Origin of the sequence: Agrobacterium sp. YIC 4121, assembly GCF_002008205.1 — a bacterium.
GTDB lineage: Bacteria > Pseudomonadota > Alphaproteobacteria > Rhizobiales > Rhizobiaceae > Agrobacterium > Agrobacterium leguminum.
In genome coordinates, this window is the sequence record NZ_MRDI01000016.1 from 77,040 (window position 1) to 96,815 (window position 19,776).

A 19,776-nucleotide genomic window follows, 5' to 3' on the forward strand; every position below is an offset into this window, starting at 1 on the left:
CGCCGGAAAATCCTCCCTTTAAATCCGGCCGCCGCTTCGGCTAAAAGACGCATGTTTTTTCGGATTCGAAAGTTATCTCCATGCGTTCCACGCTGCGTCGCCTCATCCCGGATGCCGCACCCGTCAGCAACAGGGAAAGGCTGCGCTCCGCAACCGGCGCCTTTGTCGGCATTCTGCTGACCGGCCTTCTGGGAAGTCTCGCTCTCAGTTTCGATCCCACCCTGCCCGCCATGATCGCGCCGATGGGCGCTTCGGCCGTGCTTCTGTTTGCCGTGCCCTCCAGCCCGCTGGCGCAGCCCTGGTCGATCCTCTGCGGCAACCTCGTTTCGGCCTTCGTGGGCGTGACAGTGGCGCTGCTGGTTCCGGATCTATTCCTTGCCAGCGCGCTTGCCATCAGTCTTGCCATCGCCGCGATGATGGCTTTGCGCTGCCTGCACCCGCCAAGCGGAGCGGTGGCGCTCACCGCCGTTCTCGGCGGCCCTGCCGTGCACAGCCTCGGTTATGGTTTCCTGCTGTGGCCCGTCGCCGGAAATTCGCTGATCCTTCTTGCCTTGGCCCTCGCCTATAACAATGCCACCGGCCGCGCCTACCCACACGGCCTGAAGCTCGGCAAGGCCTCCCATGGCACCACCGATCCGACCCCCATCCAGAAAATCGGCTTTTCCTCCAACGACCTCGACGAGGTGCTGAAGGAATATGACGAGGTCCTGGATATCGACCGCGACGAGCTCGAAACCATTTTACGCAAGACCGAACTGCGCTCCTGGCGTCGCCGTGCGCTGCATCTCGATTGCGCCAGCGTCATGTCGCGCGATGTCGTCGGTGTTGCGCCTGATGACAGTCTGCGTCATGCCCACGCGCTGATGCACAGCCACCATTTCAAGGCATTGCCGGTCACCAACGATAAAGCGGAGATCGTCGGCATCGTCACCCAGACGGATTTTCTGGAAAAGGCGAGCTGGAGAAACGGCCGCCCCTCCATTGGTTTCCTGCAGCGGCTGCGCCTCATCCTCTCCGGCGCAAGCGCCCCCAACGATACCGTCAAGGACATCATGACATCGCCGGTCAGAACCGTACGGCCTGAAACGTCAATCGAGGAGGCCATCATCCGCTTTGCCGAAGAAGGACTGCACTACCTGCCGGTCATCGACGCCAGAGGCAAGATGGTGGGCATCGTGTCGCAATCCGATGTCATGGTGGCGATGCTGGCGGACAAGGTGGCGGCATAAGCGGCAGCACTCAAGCCAATGAACGGGAAGAACACACGCTGAAAAATTCCAGGGACGTCAACCGCTACCCGAAAGCGTCAAAGCTTCAGGCGGCGGATGCTTCTACCATGCACCACCGTGAGAATGAGGACGCCTGAAACGTCAATTTCATAAAAGATGACATGGCTTCCATGCTCATGTCGGCGCACACCTTCCCCAATCGCCGGGGCAAGACGTCCCATGCGCGGATTATCGCCAAGCAACTGGAAACAGCCTTCCAATTCATTCTTGTAAAAATGTGCCTGTCTCAATCCGAACTGTTCAACGCCATAGATAAAGATATCGAGAATTTCGCTTTCGGCCTGTTTAGTCAGCCGATAGCTACTCACGCACAACTCCACGTGCGGCCGCTATCCGTTCGGCTTCCGCAAACAGATCATCCATACTGCGGGAACCGATGCCGCTCGCGCGGGAATCCGCGACGATCTGGCGAAGCTCATCAACGCTGAACTCCTGCCCCCGCCGCGCCCGGTCACGACGCACCAGATCGCGCACATAGTCGCTAACGCTCGCATATTCGCCTGTCAGGACCTGGGTCTCGATCCATTCTTTCATGGGATCTGGCAAGGAAACGGTCATGGTCGCCATATTTGTAAATCTCCCGTCAGTCCTCCCAAGATACCAGAGAATATGAAAAAATCACAAAGATTCCGACTTGTGATAGTTTCCTCGATATCAGAGTCAGAACGGAATATCGTCATCCATATCGTTGGAGAAGCCGCCGGAAGGCTGGCCGCCGCCACGGGAAGAGCCGCCGCGCGACGAGGACTGCTGGTCGTAACCGCCGCCATAGCTGGAGCCGCCGCCGCTGCCATAATCGTTGCCGCCGCCGAAATCGCCGCCGCTGCGGCCACCGCCCTCACCGCGACCATCGAGCATCGTCAGCGTGGAGTTGAAGCCCTGCAGCACGATTTCAGTGGAATAACGGTCGCTGCCGGTCTGGTCCTGCCATTTGCGCGTCTGCAGCTGGCCTTCAATATAGAGCTTGGCGCCCTTCTTGACATATTGCTCGACGACCTTGCACAGGCCTTCGTTGAAGACGACGACGGTGTGCCATTCGGTCTTCTCGCGGCGCTCGCCGCTGTTGCGGTCCCGCCAGGTCTCCGAAGTGGCAATACGCAGATTGGCGATGGGACGGCCGTCCTGCGTCCGACGGATTTCGGGATCGGCGCCCACGTTCCCGATCAGAATTACCTTGTTTACGCTACCAGCCATCTCGTCATCCTGTCCGCCGGCCATCATGACCGGCAATTGCATTTCAAAAAATTCGACACACAATAGCTGCCGCCGCCCGCAAAGGGCACCGCAAGCATGGAACTATCCACAAAGAATAATCTTAAGCTGCGGGAGCAGACATTCGCGCTTGCAATTCGTTCCTTTTTTGTTCTATTAAATCGCAGATTTCGAGTCAAGCATTCCGAAAAGCTGCGACCGAGTGGGAATAGACCTCGACACATCCGGCTGCGTCACTACATAAGGACGCGCTGCCATCAAGCCTGTTATTTTTGTCCGAGCCTTGTCATGAGTGAACTGAAGACGATTTCCATCCGTGGCGCCCGCGAGCACAACCTCAAGGGCATCGATCTGGACCTGCCGCGCAACAAGCTGATCGTCATGACCGGCCTTTCCGGTTCGGGCAAGTCCTCGCTTGCCTTCGATACGATCTATGCCGAAGGCCAGCGCCGTTATGTCGAGAGCCTGTCGGCCTATGCGCGCCAGTTCCTGGAAATGATGCAGAAACCGGATGTCGACCAGATCGACGGCCTGTCGCCGGCAATCTCCATCGAGCAGAAGACCACATCGCGCAATCCGCGTTCCACGGTCGGCACGGTCACCGAAATCTACGACTATATGCGCCTCCTCTTCGCGCGTGTCGGCGTGCCCTATTCGCCGGCCACGGGCCTGCCGATCGAAAGCCAGACGGTGAGCCAGATGGTCGACCGCATCCTCGCCTTTGAGGAAGGCACGCGTCTTTACATCCTCGCGCCGATCGTGCGCGGCCGCAAAGGCGAATACAAGAAGGAACTTGCCGAGCTGATGAAGAAGGGCTTCCAGCGCGTCAAGGTGGATGGCCAGTTCTACGAAATCGCCGACGTGCCCGCCCTCGACAAGAAATACAAACACGATATCGACGTTGTCGTTGACCGCGCCGTCGTGCGCCCGGATATGGCCGCACGCCTGGCCGACAGTCTCGAGACCTGCCTCAAGCTTGCCGATGGCTTGGCAATCGCCGAATTTGCCGACAAGCCTCTGCCGCCGGAAGAAACCGCCGCTGGCGGTTCGGCCAACAAGTCGCTCAACGAGACCCATGAGCGGGTGCTGTTTTCGGAAAAATTCGCCTGCCCCGTTTCCGGTTTCACCATTCCGGAAATCGAGCCGCGGCTGTTCTCCTTCAACAATCCCTTCGGCGCCTGCCCGAGCTGCGATGGCCTTGGCTCGCAGCAGAAGGTGGATGAAAACCTGATCGTGCCGGAGCCCGCCCGTACCCTGCGTGACGGCGCCATCGCTCCCTGGGCCAAATCCTCCTCGCCCTATTACAATCAGACGCTGGAAGCGCTCGGCAAGGCTTTCGGCTTCAAGCTGTCGAGCAAGTGGTCGGATCTCTCGAAAGAGGCGCAGCACGCCATCCTGCAGGGCACCGATGACAAGATCGAATTCCACTATCAGGACGGCGCCCGCTCCTACAAGACAGTGAAGAATTTCGAAGGCATTGTGCCCAATCTGGAGCGTCGCTGGAAAGAGACCGACAGCGCCTGGGCGCGCGAGGAAATCGAACGCTATATGTCGGCGGCCCCCTGCCCGGCCTGCGCCGGTTATCGCCTGAAGCCGGAAGCGCTCGCCGTCAAGATCAACAGGCTGCATATCGGTGAAGTCACCGAAATGTCGATCCGCACCGCGCGCGACTGGTTCGAGGTACTGCCGGAAAGCCTCAACGCCAAGCAGAACGAGATCGCAGTCCGCATCCTCAAGGAAATCCGCGAACGCCTGCGCTTCCTCAACGATGTCGGGCTGGATTATCTCAGCCTGTCGCGCAATTCCGGCACGCTTTCCGGCGGTGAAAGCCAGCGCATCCGGCTGGCCTCGCAGATCGGCTCGGGCCTCACCGGCGTTCTCTATGTTCTCGACGAACCCTCGATCGGCCTGCACCAGCGCGACAATGCCCGCCTGCTGGATACGCTGAAACACCTGCGCGATATCGGCAATACCGTCATCGTGGTCGAACATGACGAGGACGCCATTCTGACGGCGGATTATGTGGTCGATATCGGCCCGGCCGCCGGCATTCATGGCGGTCAGGTGATCGCTGAAGGCTCACCGCAGGAGGTGATGGCCAATCCGAAATCGCTGACCGGCAAATATCTCTCTGGCGAACTCGGTGTCGCCGTGCCGGCGGAGCGCCGCAAGCCCAAGAAGGGTCGCGAGATCAAGGTTTTTGGCGCACGCGGCAACAATCTGAAGAATGTCACGGCCGCCGTGCCGCTCGGTGTCTTTACTGCCGTAACCGGCGTATCGGGCGGCGGCAAATCCACCTTCCTCATCGAGACGCTCTACAAGTCGGCGGCGCGTCGGGTGATGGGTGCGCGCGAAATCCCGGCCGAACACGACCGCATCGACGGTTTCGAATTCATCGACAAGGTCATCGATATCGACCAGTCGCCGATTGGCCGCACGCCGCGTTCCAACCCGGCCACCTATACCGGCGCCTTCACGCCGATCCGCGACTGGTTCGCCGGCTTGCCGGAAGCGAAGGCGCGCGGTTATGCGCCGGGCCGTTTCTCCTTCAACGTCAAGGGCGGCCGCTGCGAGGCCTGCCAGGGTGATGGCGTCATCAAGATCGAGATGCACTTCCTGCCTGATGTTTACGTCACCTGCGATGTCTGTCACGGCAAGCGTTACAATCGCGAGACGCTCGATGTCACCTTCAAGGGCAAATCCATTGCCGATGTGCTGGATATGACGGTGGAGGAAGGCGTGGAGTTCTTCGCCGCCGTCCCGGCCGTGCGCGACAAGCTGCAATCGCTGTTCGATGTCGGCCTCGGTTATATCAAGGTCGGCCAGCAGGCCAATACGCTCTCCGGCGGCGAAGCGCAGCGCGTCAAGCTCGCCAAGGAACTGTCGAAACGCTCGACGGGCCGCACGCTCTATATTCTCGACGAGCCGACGACCGGCCTGCATTTCCACGATGTCAACAAGCTCCTGGAAATGCTGCATGCGCTGGTCGAGCAGGGCAATTCCGTCGTGGTGATCGAGCATAATCTCGAAGTCATCAAGACGGCTGACTGGATCATCGATATCGGGCCTGAAGGCGGCACGGGCGGCGGCGAAGTGGTGGCGACCGGCACACCGGAGGACATCGTGAAGGTCGAGCGTTCCTATACCGGTCACTTCCTGAAGGAGCTTCTGGAGCGCCGGCCGGCTGGAAAACGGGAGGCTGCGGAGTAATCCGCAGCTTTCGTCGCAAGGGTTCGATAGGCCAAAGGCCGGAGGAGGAACAGCATATGTCGACATCAGGCACGATCCGCACCGGTATCGGCGGCTGGACCTTTGAGCCATGGGAAGGCACGTTTTATCCCGAAAAATTGCCGAAGAAGCGCCAGTTGGAGCATGCGAGCCGGCAGCTCACGGCCATCGAGGTGAACGGCACCTATTACAGCAGCCAGAAGCCGGAAACTTTTGCAAAATGGGCTTCCGAAGTGCCCGAGGATTTCATCTTCTCGCTAAAGGCGAGCCGTTTCGTCACCAACCGCAAGGTTCTGGCCGAGGCTGGTGAGTCGATGACGAAGTTTCTGACGCAGGGGCTGACGGAACTCGGGTCCCACCTCGGTCCGATCCTCTGGCAATTTGCGCCGACGAAAAAATTCGACGCGGAGGATTTTGGCGCATTTCTGTCCCTGTTACCGGAGAAGCAGGACGGCATCCGTCTTCGCCATGTGGTTGAGGTGCGCAACGAGACATTTCAGGTTCCGGAATTCATCGATCTTCTCGCCAGGCACAAGGTCGCCGTCGTCTGCGCCGACCATCATGATTATCCGATGCTGCCTGATGTGACGGCCGATTTCGTCTATTGCCGCCTGCAGAAGGGCGAGGACGATATCAAGACCTGTTACCCGAAAAAAGAGATCGACCACTGGGCCGACCGGGTAAAGACCTATGCAAAGGGCGGCGTGCCGGACGATCTGCCGCTGATAGCGCCGGATCGGATGGTCGAAAAGACACCGCGCGATGTCTTCGCCTTCTTCATCACCGGCGGCAAGGTGAATGCGCCTGTCGGTGCACAGGAACTGCAAAAGGCGGTCTGAACTCTTTCAGCCCGCCATGTCTTTCGTCGGGCTGAAATCGATGGCCGCGAAAGCGGCCTCGATCACCTCCGGGCCTGCGCCCGGCCGGGTGGCGTCGCTGGAGAGGATTTGCCGAAAACGGCGCGCGCCGGGCATGCCTTGAAACAGCCCGACCATGTGGCGGGTGACGTGGTTGAGACGTCCGCCTGCGGCGATATAGTCGGCGGCATAGGCCATCATCGCGTCGCGCAGCGCCATCCAGTCTGGCTGGTGAGCCTCTTCGCCATAGATGCGATGGTCGACATCGGCAAGAATGGACGTGTTGTGATAGGCGGCACGGCCGAGCATCACACCATCCATATGCTGGAGATGTTCGCTCGCCTGATCGAGATCGGCGATACCGCCATTGATGCCGATAAAGACATCAGGGTTTTCCCGCTTCATGCGATAGACGAGATCGTAATCGAGCGGCGGCACTTCGCGGTTTTCCTTCGGCGAAAGCCCCTGCAGCCAGGCTTTTCGCGCATGAACCCAGACGGCGTCCGCGCCTGCCGCAACAACCCGCTTCAGAAAGTCCGGCAGGACCGCTTCCGGCTGCTGATCGTCCACCCCGATCCGGCACTTTACCGTAACCGGCACGCTGCTGACAGCCTTCATTGCGGTGATACATTGCGCCACCACCTCCGGCTCGCGCATCAGGCAAGCGCCGAAGGTGCCGGACTGCACCCGATCCGACGGACAGCCGACATTGAGGTTGATCTCGTCATATCCGTAATCGCTAGCGATCCGCACCGCCTCGGCAAGTTTGGTCGGATCAGACCCGCCAAGCTGCAGCGCGACGGGATGTTCGTCAGGGTGATAACCGAGCAGTCTGTCTCGCTGGCCATGGATGATGGCGTCGGCAACGATCATTTCGGTATAAAGCAGCGCGCGCTTCGACAATTGCCGGTGCAGAAATCTGCAGCGGGTATCGGTCCAGTCGATCATGGGGGCCACGGCGAAGATTTTTTCGCCGTTTGCAAGCGCTTGTCTGTACATGAATTAACCTCTTTGCGCCGGCTTCTACAGCAAAGGACCGTAAAAAGCCAGTTTTGCAGCCGGGGTCATTTTGAACTGGAAATCGCCCCGGAATCGCGGGACAAGAATTGCACCGAAAAAGACGACAGGAAATCGACATGGCCGCCACCGTCATCCCCGCTCCGAAACCCGTTCTCCTGCCCGTTGAAGGCACGGACGATCTGTTCCCCGTACGGCGGGTCTATTGCGTCGGCCGCAATTATGCCGATCACGCCATAGAGATGGGTCACGATCCCTCGCGCGAGCCGCCCTTTTATTTCCAGAAAAACCCGGACAATCTGCTGCCCGCCGGTCAGGATTTCCCCTACCCGCCGCTGTCGTCGAATGTGCACTACGAAGTCGAGTGTGTCGTGGTTCTGAAAAGCGGCGGTGCCGATATCCCGGCTTCCGAGGCGCTGGACCATGTCTGGGGTTACGCCGTCGGCATAGACATGACCCGCCGCGACCTTCAGGACGGCCTGAAGAAGATGGGCCGCTCCTGGGAAGGCGCGAAGGCTTTCGAATATTCCGCACCGGTCTCCCCCATCGTCCCGGCGGACAGGATCGGCCATCCCGCCACAGGTGCGATCTGGCTCGACGTCAATGGCAAACGCAAGCAGACGGGCGATCTTGCCCAGATGATCTGGAAGGTGCCGGAAGTGATTGCCGAGCTTTCCAAGCTGTTCACGCTTGCCGCCGGTGACGTCATCATGACCGGCACACCGGCCGGCGTCGGCCCCATCGTACGTGGCGACCGCATCGAATGCGGCGTCGAGGGTGTCGGCACGCTGGGCGTGACGGTTGCCTGAGGCCGAAGAAAACAAAAGGGAGGAGACCACGATGCCGCTTTACCGCCTCGCCGACCGGGTGCCGCAGACCCCTGCGCCTGATCGCTACTGGGTTGCCCCGGATGCCAATGTCGTCGGCTCGGTGACGCTCGGTGAGGATGTCGGCATCTGGTTCGGCGCAACGCTGCGCGGCGATAACGAGCCGATCAGCATCGGGCGCGGCACCAATATTCAGGAGGGCGTGATGGTGCATAGCGACCCCGGTTTTCCCGCCGTCATCGGCGAAATGTGCACCATCGGTCACCATGCCATCGTGCATGGCTGCACCATTGGCGACAATTCGCTCATCGGCATGGGCGCAACGATCCTGAATGGCGCGAAGATCGGCCGCAACTGCCTCGTCGGCGCCAATGCGCTGGTGACGGAGGGCAAGGAATTTCCGGACAATTCCCTGATTGTCGGCTCGCCGGCGCGCGCGATCCGCACGCTGGATGATGAGGCCGCAGCAGGGCTCCGCCGCTCAGCGGAAAAATACATCGAAAACTGGAAGCGCTTTTCGAAGGATCTGGCGATCGTCGAAGGATAGGAAGCGGCGGGCATCCATGCCCGCCCTGCCCGCGAGCTTAAGCCGAGCACGCGGCGCAGAGGCCGCGAATTTCAATGGTGGTCTTTTCCGCCTTGAACTTGCTGTCCTTCACCCAGCGCTCCAGGCGGTGGTCGATTTCATGATCGTGGAATTCCGTCACCTGCCCGCAGGATTCGCAGATGGCGAAAGCCACCGTACCATGGTGGTGCGAGCAGCACTCCGCCTGCGTATGGGTGCAGGCGACAAAGGCGTTGAGGCTCTCGAGCCGGTGCACGAGGCCAAACTCCACCAGCTTTTCCAGCGCACGGTAAACCTGCAGCGGCGCACGAAAACCCTCATCCCGCAGCTTGTCGAGGATCATATAGGCGCTGAGCGGCTGATGCGCGTTTGAGAGGGCATTCATGACCAGCGACTGGTTCTTGGTGAGGTTCTGCTGGGTCTGCGCATTCATGACTTGCCTCCTTCATCCGCAGCGCGGGAAAAACCCGGCGCCGGCAACAGGCTTATAACGAAGAGGATCACCGCGGCAACCACGATGGATGGGCCGGACGGTGTATCGTAACTGAGCGAGCCGAACAGGCCGCCGACAACGGCGACCGCGCCGATCAGCGAAGCCACCACCGCCATCACCTCCGGCGTCGCGGAAAAACGTCTGGCAGTCGCCGCCGGTATGATGAGCAGCGATGTGATGAGCATGATGCCGACCACCTTCATGGCAATGGCGATCACCAGCGCCATCAACAGCGTGAAGATCAGTTTTGCACGCTCCGGGTTCAGCCCCTCGGCCTCGGCCAGCTCCGTATTGACGGTGGAGGCAAGCAGCGACCGCCACAGGAACACCATGGAGACGATGACCACCAGCCCGCCGCCCCAGATCAGGGCGATATCGCTGCGGGTAACGGCGAGAATATCGCCGAAAAGGAACGAGACGAGATCGATGCGCACCGAGCTCATGAAAGCGACGATGACGAGACCGATCGCCAGCGCCGAATGGGACAAGATACCAAGCAGCGCATCGGCGGATAGCGCCTGCCGCCGTTGGAGAAAGAGCAGCAGGATCGAAACCGCCGACGCCACAAGAAAGACGCTGACGATGAGGTTGAGCTGCAACAGCAGCGACAGCGCGACGCCGAGCAGCGCCGAATGGGCCATCGTATCGCCGAAATAGGCCATGCGACGCCAGACGACGAAACAGCCGAGAGGACCGGCAGTGAGCGCAACGCCTATACCGGCGACCATGGCGCGAACGAAGAAATCGTCAAACATGGCGCTCTCCCTGTCCGTGGCTGGACGGCGTATGGCCCTCATGCTCATGCTCATGGCCGCAGCCGCATTCGTCATGGCTGTCGTGATGGTGGCCGTGGTCATGCATATGGTGGTGCCCATCCTCCGGGTGGCAATGATCGGTCACCGAACCATCTGCATGCTGCACCCGGCCATCAGGCAGATGCGTATGATCGTGATGGTGGCTATAGACGGCAAGCGCCTTGGCCGCGGCGCCGCCGAACAGCCGCATATATTCCGGGCTCTGGCTAACCGCCTGCGGCGTGCCCCGGCAGCAGACATGGCCGTTCAGGCATATCACGGTGTCGGTTTCAGCCATTACCACATGCAGGTCATGTGAGATTAACAAAATTCCGCAATTATTTGAATTTCTGATATTTTTTATCAAATCATAGAGCGCAATCTCGCCGGAGAAATCGACCCCCTGCACGGGCTCGTCAAGAACCAGCAGATCGGGCTTGCGGGCGATGGCGCGGGCCAGAAGTGCGCGCTGGAACTCACCACCGGAAAGGTGCTGCACTTCCGCATTGGCGAGATGCGCAATGCCCGTCGCATTCAGCGCCGCATCGATTTCGCGGGCTGGCAGCGGGCCGGTCAGTGTCATCAGCCGCCGCACCGAAAGCGGCATGGTCCAGTCCACGGCAAGCTTCTGCGGCACATAACCGACCTTCAGACCGGCAATGCGCGAAACCTCGCCCTCGGTCGGCTTCACCACGCCGATTGCCATTTTCGCGCTGGTGGATTTGCCGGAACCGTTCGGCCCGATCAGCGTGACGATCTCGCCTTTGCTGACGGAAAACTCAACGCCGCGCACCAGCCAGCGGCCGTTGCGCTGGACGCCGGCATTGGCAAGGGAAACCAGTATCTCTTTGCCCCGATGGGCGGAATGAAGCATGGGATTGTCCGTTCGGCGATGTTGCTTACCGCTATTGCATACGTTATAGAGTTACGCAATAAATGTAATAACATAACTATACTTCTTCAAGTGGAGTGCATTTCATGAAATCGTTCCTGATCCCGCTCATGGCATCGGTGGCAATAGCGGCCGCCGCTTCCGGCGCCACCGCCGCGCCCGATGTCGTGGTCTCGATCAAGCCCGTCCATTCCCTCGTCGCCGCCATCATGCGGGGCGTCGGCGAACCGCAGCTCATCGTTGACGGCGCGGCTTCGCCGCACACCTACAATCTCAGACCGTCCAATGCCCGCAAGCTGGAAAAGGCCGATGTGGTCTTCTGGGTTGGGCCGGGACTGGAAGCATTCCTGGAAAAGCCGCTCGAAGCGCTTGCCAGCAAGGCAACCGTGGTGGAACTGGAAGACGCAAAGGGTCTGGAAAAGCTGCCCTTCCGCGAAGGCGGCCCCTTTGAAGCACACGACCATGGCGATGAAGGCCACGAGGCGCATGACGGCCACGCTGAAGAGGAAGGCGCACACGATCATGGACACGACCATGCGGAGGGTCACGAGGACCATGACCACGGTGCATACGATACCCATCTCTGGCTCGATCCCGCCAATGCCAAGGCCATGGCGCAGACAATAGAAACCGCGCTGATCGCGGCCGATGCCGGCAATGCCGCGACCTATCAGGCCAATACCAAAAAACTGATCGACGACCTCGATGCGCTCGATGCCGAACTCAGGGAAACGGTCAAGCCGGTGAAGGACAAGCCCTTCATCGTCTTCCACGATGCCTATCAATATTTCGAGCATCGTTACGGCGTGAAGACGGCGGGATCGATCACAGTCAGCCCCGAAACCCTGCCGGGTGCGGACCGCGTCAAACAGATGCAGGAAAAGGTTCGCCAGCTTGGCGCAACCTGCGTTTTCGCTGAACCGCAATTCGAGCCGAAGCTGATTTCGGTCATCACCGAAGGCACCGCCGCGAAATCGGCGACGCTCGATCCGGAGGCAGCGACACTGGAACCCGGCCCGGACCTCTATTTCAAGCTGATGCGCGGCATTGCAGGCTCGCTGAAGGATTGCCTGTCCTGATGCGCATTGCCGCCCCTAACGCCCCGGCTCCGTCATTCCGGCCTTGAGCCGGAATACGGCCGAAGCGTGAATGATCGGAAGAATAAACATTTCAAACCAGTTACTTGCGCTTGAAATATAAAGTAATGCATAAGAAACGAGGCGCGACAATCGCTGGGTAAGAGACGTCGCGCCATCAATCGCAATGCAGCTCGTTACGGCTTCGGCGCCATTGAAGACCAGACCGGGCTGCTGATGCTCTGCAAGGTTTCCGGCGACGCGCCGTTGATGCGCGCCAGAAGGGCCTTTGCAAGCTCCCTGCCCGCCAGCTTGATATCCTCATTGACGGTGTGGATCTGCGGTTTGATCCAGTTCAGGAACTCGGCGGACTGTTTCGAGACGATATCGATATCTTCGCCGATTTTCACACCGGCTGCCTCAAAACCGGCCACCAGCGCAATGGTGCTGCTGCCGCTGATCGAAACAATGCCGTCGGGACGGTCATCGGATTGCATCAGCCGCTGGCCGAAATCGCGGATTTTTTCGAGCGGCGTTTCGATGGTGATGGCATCCAGCGGAAATTCACTAAGGCCGAAATCCCTGATTGCCCTCATGAACCCCTTGCGGGCGTGATCGTGGAATGAAAACCGCGATGGCGGCACGACGACGGCTATCCTTTTGCGTCCGCATTGCGCCAGCCGCTCGACCGCCTCATAGGCATAGGCCTCGTTGTCGAAATCATGAAAGGCATGGTCGATGCCCATATCGGACCGCCCATGAGTGACGAAGGGCATGTTGCGCTCGGTCATGAAACGAACGCGCGGATCGTTGGGCTCGATCTTCGAAATAATGACCCCATCCGCCGAACCGGTATCGAGAATATAGCGGATCGGCACCATGGAATCCTTGGCATGGATGTGGGGCGTCACGACCAGATGATATTGTGTTGTGGAAAGAACCTCGGTGATGCCGAAGACCATCTGGCTGGTGAAACCCATCAGTTCTTCATCGACGCTCAGCACAAGGGCAATCACATTGGTCTTGCCGGTGCGAAGGCGCACCCCGGCGCGGTTTGGCTGGTAACCGATCTGCCGGGCGATCAGCCGCACGCGTTCCTTGGTTTCAGCGCCGATATCGGGCGCATCCTTCAGTGCGCGCGAGACGGTGGTGATGCCGAGACCCGTCATATAGGCGATTGTCTTCAAGGTCGGACGCTCGCCCGTGGTCGCGGGTATGTCGTCCCTGCCGGATTTGCCAGTATCGTTCATGTCATTTCGCCACGCTTTACCGAACGATAATCATAGATAGCTTTTGCTCCGTTGCAAAGGCAAAGGTCTGCGGACAAAGGCCGGTCCCGTCCGGCTATCGGCCAATTCAGCTAAAACGATATAGGTCCGTAAAATATTTCCCGTCTGCGATCCTTTTCTTACGGGCCAAAAGTCCGGATATCATTGGATCAATTTCCTCATTATATAGATTAAAAAATTTACATAACACGCTAATATAAAATGATAAAAATCTATAATTTTTTGTCGATGCAACAGCATCGTCAAGACTCGGCGTTCCCTGGCATTTTTCGTGGTACCGATTGTCACTCAAAGGAATGACGGAACGATTGTTTTACGGTAACGTTGCCGAAGGGAGGAAATCGCAAAGCCGGATAAATGTGAGGCAGCCGCTTTGCGAGCATCCATTCTCCCCAGATTCTGACACAAGCCTGCACCATGATGCAGGCCAGTCTTCTTCGAATTCATATTATGCAGGGTCCGATTATGATTTCTTCTTCCTCGCCCGAAACCGTCATCGATCTGGCCGGGTCCTGGCGCTTGACCTCGGTGGAAGGAGACCACGCCACCCAGCTTTCCGTACCGGGCGATATTCACACCGCGCTCAAAATTGCGGGCATCATTCCAGATCCCTATCACGGCGCCAATGAGAAGGCGGTACAATGGGTCGCACAGCAGGACTGGATCCTCGAGCGCACATTCATTCTCGATGAGGCGGATGCCAGCTGGTATCTCGATATCGATTACCTCGACACCGTCGCCATCGTCTTCGTCAACGACATTCCTGTCCTGAGCGCCGACAATTGTTTCCGCCGTTACCGCCCGGATGTTTCGCGGGCTGTGCGGCCGGGTGAAAACACCATCCGCATCCATTTCCATTCCAACATCGCCGCCGGCGCGGAACGGCAGGCGCGGCAGCCTTTTTATATTCCCTATCACCCCGGCAATTCGCCGATTGCCAATGGCAACATGCTGCGCAAGCCGCAATGCCATTTCGGCTGGGACTGGAATATCGCGATTGCCCCGCTCGGCCTTTACGGCAAAATCCTGCTGAAGCGCCTCGATACAGCCCGCATCGAACATGTCGTCACCTCGCAGCACCATGTCGAAGGCGGCGTGGAACTGCATGTCGCCGTCACGCTGTTTGCCGAAGGTCCGGCGAGCCTGCCGGTCTATCTGTCGCTGAATGACGAAAGGCTCAGGCTCGATTGCGGCGTGGGCGCCGGCGAAACGGTGGTGCGTCACGTCTTCTTCGTAGAAAATCCGGAACTCTGGTGGCCAGCCGGCAGTGGCGAACAGACGCTCTACGAGCTGACGGTGGAATTGCCCGATGAGACCGTGACCCGGCAGATCGGCTTCAGAACCATCGAGCTTCTGACGGACAAGGACGAGGCCGGCAGCCGCTTCGCCTTCCGCATCAACGGCCGGGAAATCTTCTGCCGCGGCGCCAACTGGATCCCCGCCGATGCGCTTTATTCGCTGACCAGCCGGGAAAAGACCGAAGACCTTCTCTGCTCCGCGGTCGAGGCCAATATGAACATGATCCGCGTCTGGGGCGGCGGGTTCTATGAGGAAGACTGGTTCTACGATCTCTGCGACCGTCTCGGCCTGCTGGTCTGGCAGGATTTCATGTTCGCCTGCAACCTTTACCCCTGCAGCGAGGATTTCCTCGACAATGTCGAACACGAGGTCGAGTATCAGGTGAAACGCCTCTCCTCCCATCCCTCCATCGCGCTCTGGTGCGGTGATAATGAATTGGTGGGTGCGCTGACATGGTTCGATGAATCCCGCAACAATCGCGACCGTTATCTCGTGGCCTATGACCGCCTGAACCGCACCATCGAACGGGCCCTGAAAAAAGCCGCTCCCGAAGCGCTCTGGTGGCCATCGAGCCCAGCGTCGGGTTATCTCGATTACGGCGATGCCTGGCACGCCGATGGTTCCGGCGACATGCATTATTGGTCCGTCTGGCACGAGAACAAGTCATTCGACAATTATCGTTCGGTGAAACCGCGCTTCTGCTCCGAATTCGGTTTCCAGTCCTATACATCCATGCCCGTCATCCGCACCTACGCGGAAGACCGGGACATGAACATCGCCTCCCCGGTCATCGAGCTGCACCAGAAGAACGTCGGCGGCAATGAGCGGATTGCGGGCACCATGTTCCGCTATTTCCGCTTCCCGAAGGATTTCGAGAATTTCGTTTATCTCAGTCAGGTCCAGCAGGCGCTGGCGATCCGCACGGCTGTCGATTACTGGCGCTCGCTCAAGCCCCATTGCATGGGCACGCTTTATTGGCAGCTGAACGACACCTGGCCGGTCGCCTCATGGTCGAGCCTTGATTATGGCGGCGGCTGGAAAGCGCTGCATTATGCCGCCCGCCGTTTCTTCCAGCCGGTTACAGTCTCGACCATCCCTTCAGAAGATGGAGGCCGGGTGAGCTTCTCCATGGTCAACGACACGGCGGAGGATGTGGAAATCGACATGAACATCGTCGCCCTGACCATGGACGGCAACCGCGTGCCGCTGAAATCTGCCAACGGCACCTGCGCGACCGACAGGGCTGCGATATTGACCGACATTGACATGGACACCCTGCCTCACGGCGCCGTCCTTGCCTGGAGCTTCATCGCTTCCAACGGCATGACCGGCGAAGGCCACCATGCGCGCGATAGCTACAAGGCGCTGGAACTTCAGCCTGCCGGCCTGACACTCACAACCAGCACACTGAAAAACGGCCAGTTCGAAATCGATGTCACCGCCACCGGTCTCGCCCTCTTTGTCATGCTGGAGGCAGATCAGCCCGGACGTTATTCCGACAATCTCTTCGATCTTGCCGCCGGCGAAACGCGCCGTATCATCTTCACCCCGAAAGCGGACGGCCCCCAGCCGCATTTCCGCATCTTCGATCTTCATACCTGCCAATCCTCGCCCAATCCCGGCATTGAAAGCATGCGGAGAAAGGCATAACCATCCCTCTCGGGAATGACAGGTGAACCCACGCCTGTCTTCATCAGTTCAAAAGGCTGCCGGTTTCTCCGGCAGCCAGTCATCAGCAAGCGGAGGAAGACCCCATGGTTTGGCAACCGGCCGAAAACCGATATGCATCCATGAAATATAATCACTGCGGCAAAACCGGCCTGAAACTGCCGGCGATTTCGCTGGGGCTCTGGCACAATTTCGGCAACGACACGCCGCACCAGACGAAACAGGCCATATGCCGTCGCGCTTTCGATCTCGGCATCACCCATTTCGATCTCGCGAACAATTACGGCCCGCCGCCCGGCAGCGCCGAAACCGCCTTCGGAGAAATTCTGAAGACGGATTTCAGAGGCTATCGCGATGAGATGATCATCTCCTCCAAGGCCGGTTACAACATGTGGCCCGGTCCTTACGGTGAATGGGGCAGCCGCAAATATCTGATCGCTTCCTGCGACCAGAGCCTGAAGCGCATGGGGCTGGACTACGTCGATATCTTCTATTCCCACCGTTTCGACCCCAATACGCCGCTTGAGGAAACCTGCGGCGCGCTGGACCAGATCGTGCGCTCGGGCAAGGCGCTTTATGTCGGCATCTCGTCCTACAATTCGAAGCGCACCCGTGAGGCCGCCGCGATCCTGAAGGACCTCGGCACGCCCTGCATCATCCACCAGCCGAGCTATTCGATGATCAACCGCTGGATCGAGGAAGACGGTCTCGTCGACACGCTGGAAGAACTGGGCATCGGCTCCATCGTCTTTTCGCCGCTGGCGCAGGGCATGTTGACGACGAAATATCTCGGCGGCGTGCCGCAGGGTAGCCGCGCATCGCAGAGCAAGTCGCTGAACCCGGCCTTCCTCAACGAGCGCAATGTCGAAAACATCCGTGCACTCAACAGCATTGCCGAGCGGCGCGGCCAGACGCTGGCGCAGATGGCGATTGCCTGGGTTCTGCGCGGCGGCCGCATCACCTCGGCGCTCATTGGCGCAAGCCGTGTCGAACAGGTCGAGGATTGCGTGAAGGCGCTCGACAAGCCGGATTTCACGGCCGAGGAACTTGCCGAAATCGACCGTTACGCCAAGGAAGCGGATATCAACCTCTGGGCAAAATCCGCCGAACGCGTCTGACTGAGGAGAGACCGCCCGGTTCCGCCGGGCGGTCTGCACATTGCAAAAGCCGGGCCAAAAATCTCAAAACAAAAGATTAACTCCCACCCCTAACCGTTAACAACCATTACATAAATGTAATTTTAAATTCAGTTTCCGTTCATTCGTTTATTCGTAAGTTCTCCTCATCGAAACCCAAGAGGAAACTTCCATGAAAAAGTTCGTCACCATTCTTCTGGCCGCTACCGTTCTCGCAGCTCCGATGGCGCAGGCCCAAAGCCGCCACGACGATCGCCATCGCGGTGTCACCGTCGAGCGTCAGGTCACCACCAAGAAGGTCATCGTCAAGAAGCACCGCTGGGATCGCGGCCAGCGCCTGTCTGCGGGCGAACGCCGTCATGTGATCGACCGCCGCGATTATCGCCGCTATCGCCTTGCCGAGCCGCGCCGCGACCAGCGCTGGGTGCGCGTCGACAACCAGTTCCTGCTCATCAACGCCGTCAGCGGCCTGATCGTCGGCCTCGCCGCCGCCCGCTGAGTTGAACCAGCAACAGAAATGAAAAAAGGCCCGCTTTCGCGGGCCTTTTTGTTTGTCGTTTCAGCCGATCAGAAAATGTCGGCGCCGCTGCCCCAAGGGCCATGCGGCTTGTCCACACCGTCGGTGCGTTCGAAACCATGCGCACCGAAGAAGTCGCGCTGCGCCTGAATGAGGTTGGCGCTGCCGCGGCCACGGCGATAGGCGTCGAAATAACCGAGTGCCGAAGCCAGCGCCGAAACCGGCAGGCCGGAGAGAACGGCGTAGGAGACGACACGGCGCAGCGGTGCGTCGGTATCCTTGACGATGCCGGCAAAGGCAGGCGTCACGATGAGGTTGGCCACATGCGGGTCCTTGGTGAAGGCCGAGGTGATCTCATCGAGGAATTCCGAGCGGATGATGCAGCCGGCGCGCCAGATGCGGGCGATCGTCGGCATCGGCAGGTTCCAGTTGAACTCCTTGGAGGCGGCCGACATGATGGCGAAGCCCTGCGCGTAAGCGCCGACCTTGGCGGCCAGAAGCGCGCTTTCCAGATCGGCGATGAAGGCCTTTTTGTCAGCCGGTGCAGGCGCAACGGTCGGCAGGCCGAAAATCTTCTCGGCAGCTTCGCGCTCGTCCTTCTGCGAGGACAGAATACGGGCAGCCACGGCCGCCTCGATGGCGGTTGCGGCGACGCCCATGTTCTGCGCCTCGATGACCGACCACTTGCCGGTGCCCTTCTGGCCGGCCTTGTCGAGGATCAGATCGACCATCGGCTTGCCGGTGATCGGATCGGCGGCGCGCAGAACCTTCTCGGTGATTTCGATCAGGTAGGAATTCAGGCGGCCCTTGTTCCATTCTGCGAAAACATCGGCGATTTCGACGGCGCTCATGCCAAGGCCGTCACGCAGGATGCCGTAGATTTCGGCGATCATCTGCATATCGGCATATTCGATACCGTTATGGATGGTCTTGACGAAATGGCCAGCGCCGTCATTGCCGAGCCATGCCACGCACGGATCGTTGTTGTACTTGGCGGAAATGGAAGTCAGCACCTTCTCGACGCGCTTCCAGCTGTCCTCGGTGCCGCCGACCATGATCGACGGTCCATGACGCGCACCTTCTTCACCGCCGGAAACGCCCATGCCGATAAAGGTCAGGCCGCTATCCTTCAGATTGTCGAAACGGCGGATCGTATCGCGGAAATTCGCATTGCCGGCATCGATCATGATATCGCCGTTGGCGAGATGCGGTTTCAGGATTTCCATCTGCTGGTCGACCGGATCGCCGGCCTTGATCATGATGATGATCGGGCGCGGAGGACGAATGGCGGCGACGAATTCCTCGATGGTTTCGCAGGGGATCAACTGTCCCTGTAACTCCCCAGCCTCGGCGTAGAATTTTTTCGTCGCTTCAGGGGTTCGGTTGAATACGGCAATCTTGTTGCCCTTTTCCGCGATGTTCAACGCCAGGTTCGAGCCCATGACGCCGAGACCGATCAAACCGATTTCTGCCTGTTCCACGGATGTGCCTCCATCTTGCTTTTAGGTGGTCGTGTTGTGGCACTGTAATGAACAAACGGCAAGGCTGGGGGCGACTGAAACGATTAAATTTTGATGACGCAAATCAGCTTTGCATATTTGCGACAGGTCGAGGCCG

Annotated in this window: 18 protein-coding genes; 9 read left to right on the forward strand and 9 right to left on the reverse strand. The window is 59.2% G+C overall.

Features of this window, described 5'->3' with window-relative positions; translation table 11 throughout:
* Positions 1–80: 80 nt before the first annotated feature.
* On the forward strand, positions 81–1,229 hold the full coding sequence (locus BTE54_RS14960; protein WP_078052992.1) for an HPP family protein: 1,149 nt from the start codon (positions 81–83) through the stop codon (positions 1,227–1,229).
* 77 nt (positions 1,230–1,306) lie between these two features.
* On the opposite strand, the gene BTE54_RS14965 is transcribed toward BTE54_RS14960, so the two are convergent.
* The 3 genes from BTE54_RS14965 to BTE54_RS14975 all read right to left on the reverse strand — a co-directional run bounded on the left by BTE54_RS14965 (position 1,307) and on the right by BTE54_RS14975 (position 2,525).
* Complete coding sequence (locus tag BTE54_RS14965; RefSeq protein WP_078052993.1) at positions 1,307–1,597, reverse strand: type II toxin-antitoxin system RelE/ParE family toxin; 291 nt, start codon at positions 1,595–1,597, stop codon at positions 1,307–1,309.
* The gene (locus tag BTE54_RS14970) at positions 1,590–1,856 is read right to left on the reverse strand and encodes a type II toxin-antitoxin system ParD family antitoxin (RefSeq protein WP_065655440.1); all 267 of its coding nucleotides are present in this window, start codon (positions 1,854–1,856) and stop codon (positions 1,590–1,592) included. The genes BTE54_RS14965 and BTE54_RS14970 overlap by 8 nt, the downstream gene beginning before the upstream one ends.
* Positions 1,857–1,949: 93 nt before the next feature.
* Complete coding sequence (locus BTE54_RS14975) at positions 1,950–2,525, reverse strand: single-stranded DNA-binding protein (protein ID WP_198939152.1); 576 nt, start codon at positions 2,523–2,525, stop codon at positions 1,950–1,952.
* 264 nt (positions 2,526–2,789) lie between these two features.
* Here BTE54_RS14975 and uvrA point away from each other — a divergent pair, with 264 nt between their 5' ends.
* Positions 2,790–5,711 carry an excinuclease ABC subunit UvrA gene (uvrA, locus tag BTE54_RS14980; RefSeq protein WP_078052994.1) on the forward strand — a complete coding sequence of 974 codons (2,922 nt, stop codon included), beginning with the start codon at positions 2,790–2,792 and terminating at the stop codon, positions 5,709–5,711.
* Between the two features lie 56 nt (positions 5,712–5,767).
* Positions 5,768–6,568, forward strand: coding sequence for a DUF72 domain-containing protein (locus BTE54_RS14985; protein ID WP_078052995.1), 801 nt, complete (start codon positions 5,768–5,770; stop codon positions 6,566–6,568).
* A gap of 6 nt (positions 6,569–6,574) precedes the next feature.
* Here BTE54_RS14985 and dusA read toward each other — a convergent pair whose 3' ends face one another.
* Positions 6,575–7,585, reverse strand: a complete 1,011-nt coding sequence (dusA, locus tag BTE54_RS14990) for a tRNA dihydrouridine(20/20a) synthase DusA (protein WP_078052996.1) — start codon at positions 7,583–7,585, stop codon at positions 6,575–6,577.
* Positions 7,586–7,722: 137 nt separating this feature from the next.
* Between dusA and BTE54_RS14995 the strand changes: the two genes are divergently transcribed.
* Both BTE54_RS14995 and BTE54_RS15000 read left to right on the forward strand, forming a co-directional pair.
* Positions 7,723–8,412, forward strand: coding sequence for a fumarylacetoacetate hydrolase family protein (locus BTE54_RS14995; RefSeq protein WP_078052997.1), 690 nt, complete (start codon positions 7,723–7,725; stop codon positions 8,410–8,412).
* A gap of 31 nt (positions 8,413–8,443) precedes the next feature.
* Complete coding sequence (locus tag BTE54_RS15000) at positions 8,444–8,977, forward strand: gamma carbonic anhydrase family protein (protein ID WP_065655446.1); 534 nt, start codon at positions 8,444–8,446, stop codon at positions 8,975–8,977.
* Between the two features lie 37 nt (positions 8,978–9,014).
* On the opposite strand, the gene zur is transcribed toward BTE54_RS15000, so the two are convergent.
* From zur to znuC, 3 genes are read right to left on the reverse strand one after another with little or no spacing between them, the layout of a single operon-like run.
* Positions 9,015–9,428, reverse strand: coding sequence for a zinc uptake transcriptional repressor Zur (gene zur / locus BTE54_RS15005; RefSeq protein WP_020809932.1), 414 nt, complete (start codon positions 9,426–9,428; stop codon positions 9,015–9,017).
* Positions 9,425–10,243: a zinc ABC transporter permease subunit ZnuB gene (gene znuB, locus BTE54_RS15010; protein WP_078052998.1), complete on the reverse strand. Its 819-nt coding sequence runs from the start codon at positions 10,241–10,243 to the stop codon at positions 9,425–9,427. The genes zur and znuB overlap by 4 nt, the downstream gene beginning before the upstream one ends.
* Positions 10,236–11,156 (reverse strand): zinc ABC transporter ATP-binding protein ZnuC, encoded by a 921-nt coding sequence (gene znuC, locus BTE54_RS15015; RefSeq protein ID WP_078052999.1) that lies wholly within the window; start codon positions 11,154–11,156, stop codon positions 10,236–10,238. Before znuC ends, znuB begins: the two co-directional genes overlap by 8 nt.
* 104 nt (positions 11,157–11,260) lie before the next feature.
* On the opposite strand from znuC, the gene znuA reads away from it, so the two are divergent.
* Complete coding sequence (gene znuA / locus BTE54_RS15020; RefSeq protein ID WP_078053000.1) at positions 11,261–12,253, forward strand: zinc ABC transporter substrate-binding protein ZnuA; 993 nt, start codon at positions 11,261–11,263, stop codon at positions 12,251–12,253.
* A 194-nt stretch (positions 12,254–12,447) separates the two neighbouring features.
* Here the strand turns inward: znuA and BTE54_RS15025 are convergent, their stop codons facing one another.
* Positions 12,448–13,500, reverse strand: a complete 1,053-nt coding sequence (locus BTE54_RS15025; RefSeq protein ID WP_162934075.1) for a LacI family transcriptional regulator — start codon at positions 13,498–13,500, stop codon at positions 12,448–12,450.
* 489 nt (positions 13,501–13,989) lie between these two features.
* Between BTE54_RS15025 and BTE54_RS15030 the strand changes: the two genes are divergently transcribed.
* The 3 genes from BTE54_RS15030 to BTE54_RS15040 all read left to right on the forward strand — a co-directional run bounded on the left by BTE54_RS15030 (position 13,990) and on the right by BTE54_RS15040 (position 18,141).
* Positions 13,990–16,488 (forward strand): glycoside hydrolase family 2 protein, encoded by a 2,499-nt coding sequence (locus BTE54_RS15030; RefSeq protein ID WP_198939153.1) that lies wholly within the window; start codon positions 13,990–13,992, stop codon positions 16,486–16,488.
* A gap of 104 nt (positions 16,489–16,592) precedes the next feature.
* Entirely contained in the window at positions 16,593–17,624 is a 1,032-nt protein-coding gene (mgrA, locus tag BTE54_RS15035; RefSeq protein WP_078053002.1) for an L-glyceraldehyde 3-phosphate reductase, read from the forward strand.
* A 190-nt stretch (positions 17,625–17,814) separates the two neighbouring features.
* On the forward strand, positions 17,815–18,141 hold the full coding sequence (locus tag BTE54_RS15040; RefSeq protein WP_035223395.1) for an RcnB family protein: 327 nt from the start codon (positions 17,815–17,817) through the stop codon (positions 18,139–18,141).
* A gap of 68 nt (positions 18,142–18,209) precedes the next feature.
* Here BTE54_RS15040 and gndA read toward each other — a convergent pair whose 3' ends face one another.
* Complete coding sequence (gene gndA, locus BTE54_RS15045) at positions 18,210–19,640, reverse strand: NADP-dependent phosphogluconate dehydrogenase (protein WP_078053003.1); 1,431 nt, start codon at positions 19,638–19,640, stop codon at positions 18,210–18,212.
* Between the last annotated feature and the right edge of the window lie 136 nt (positions 19,641–19,776).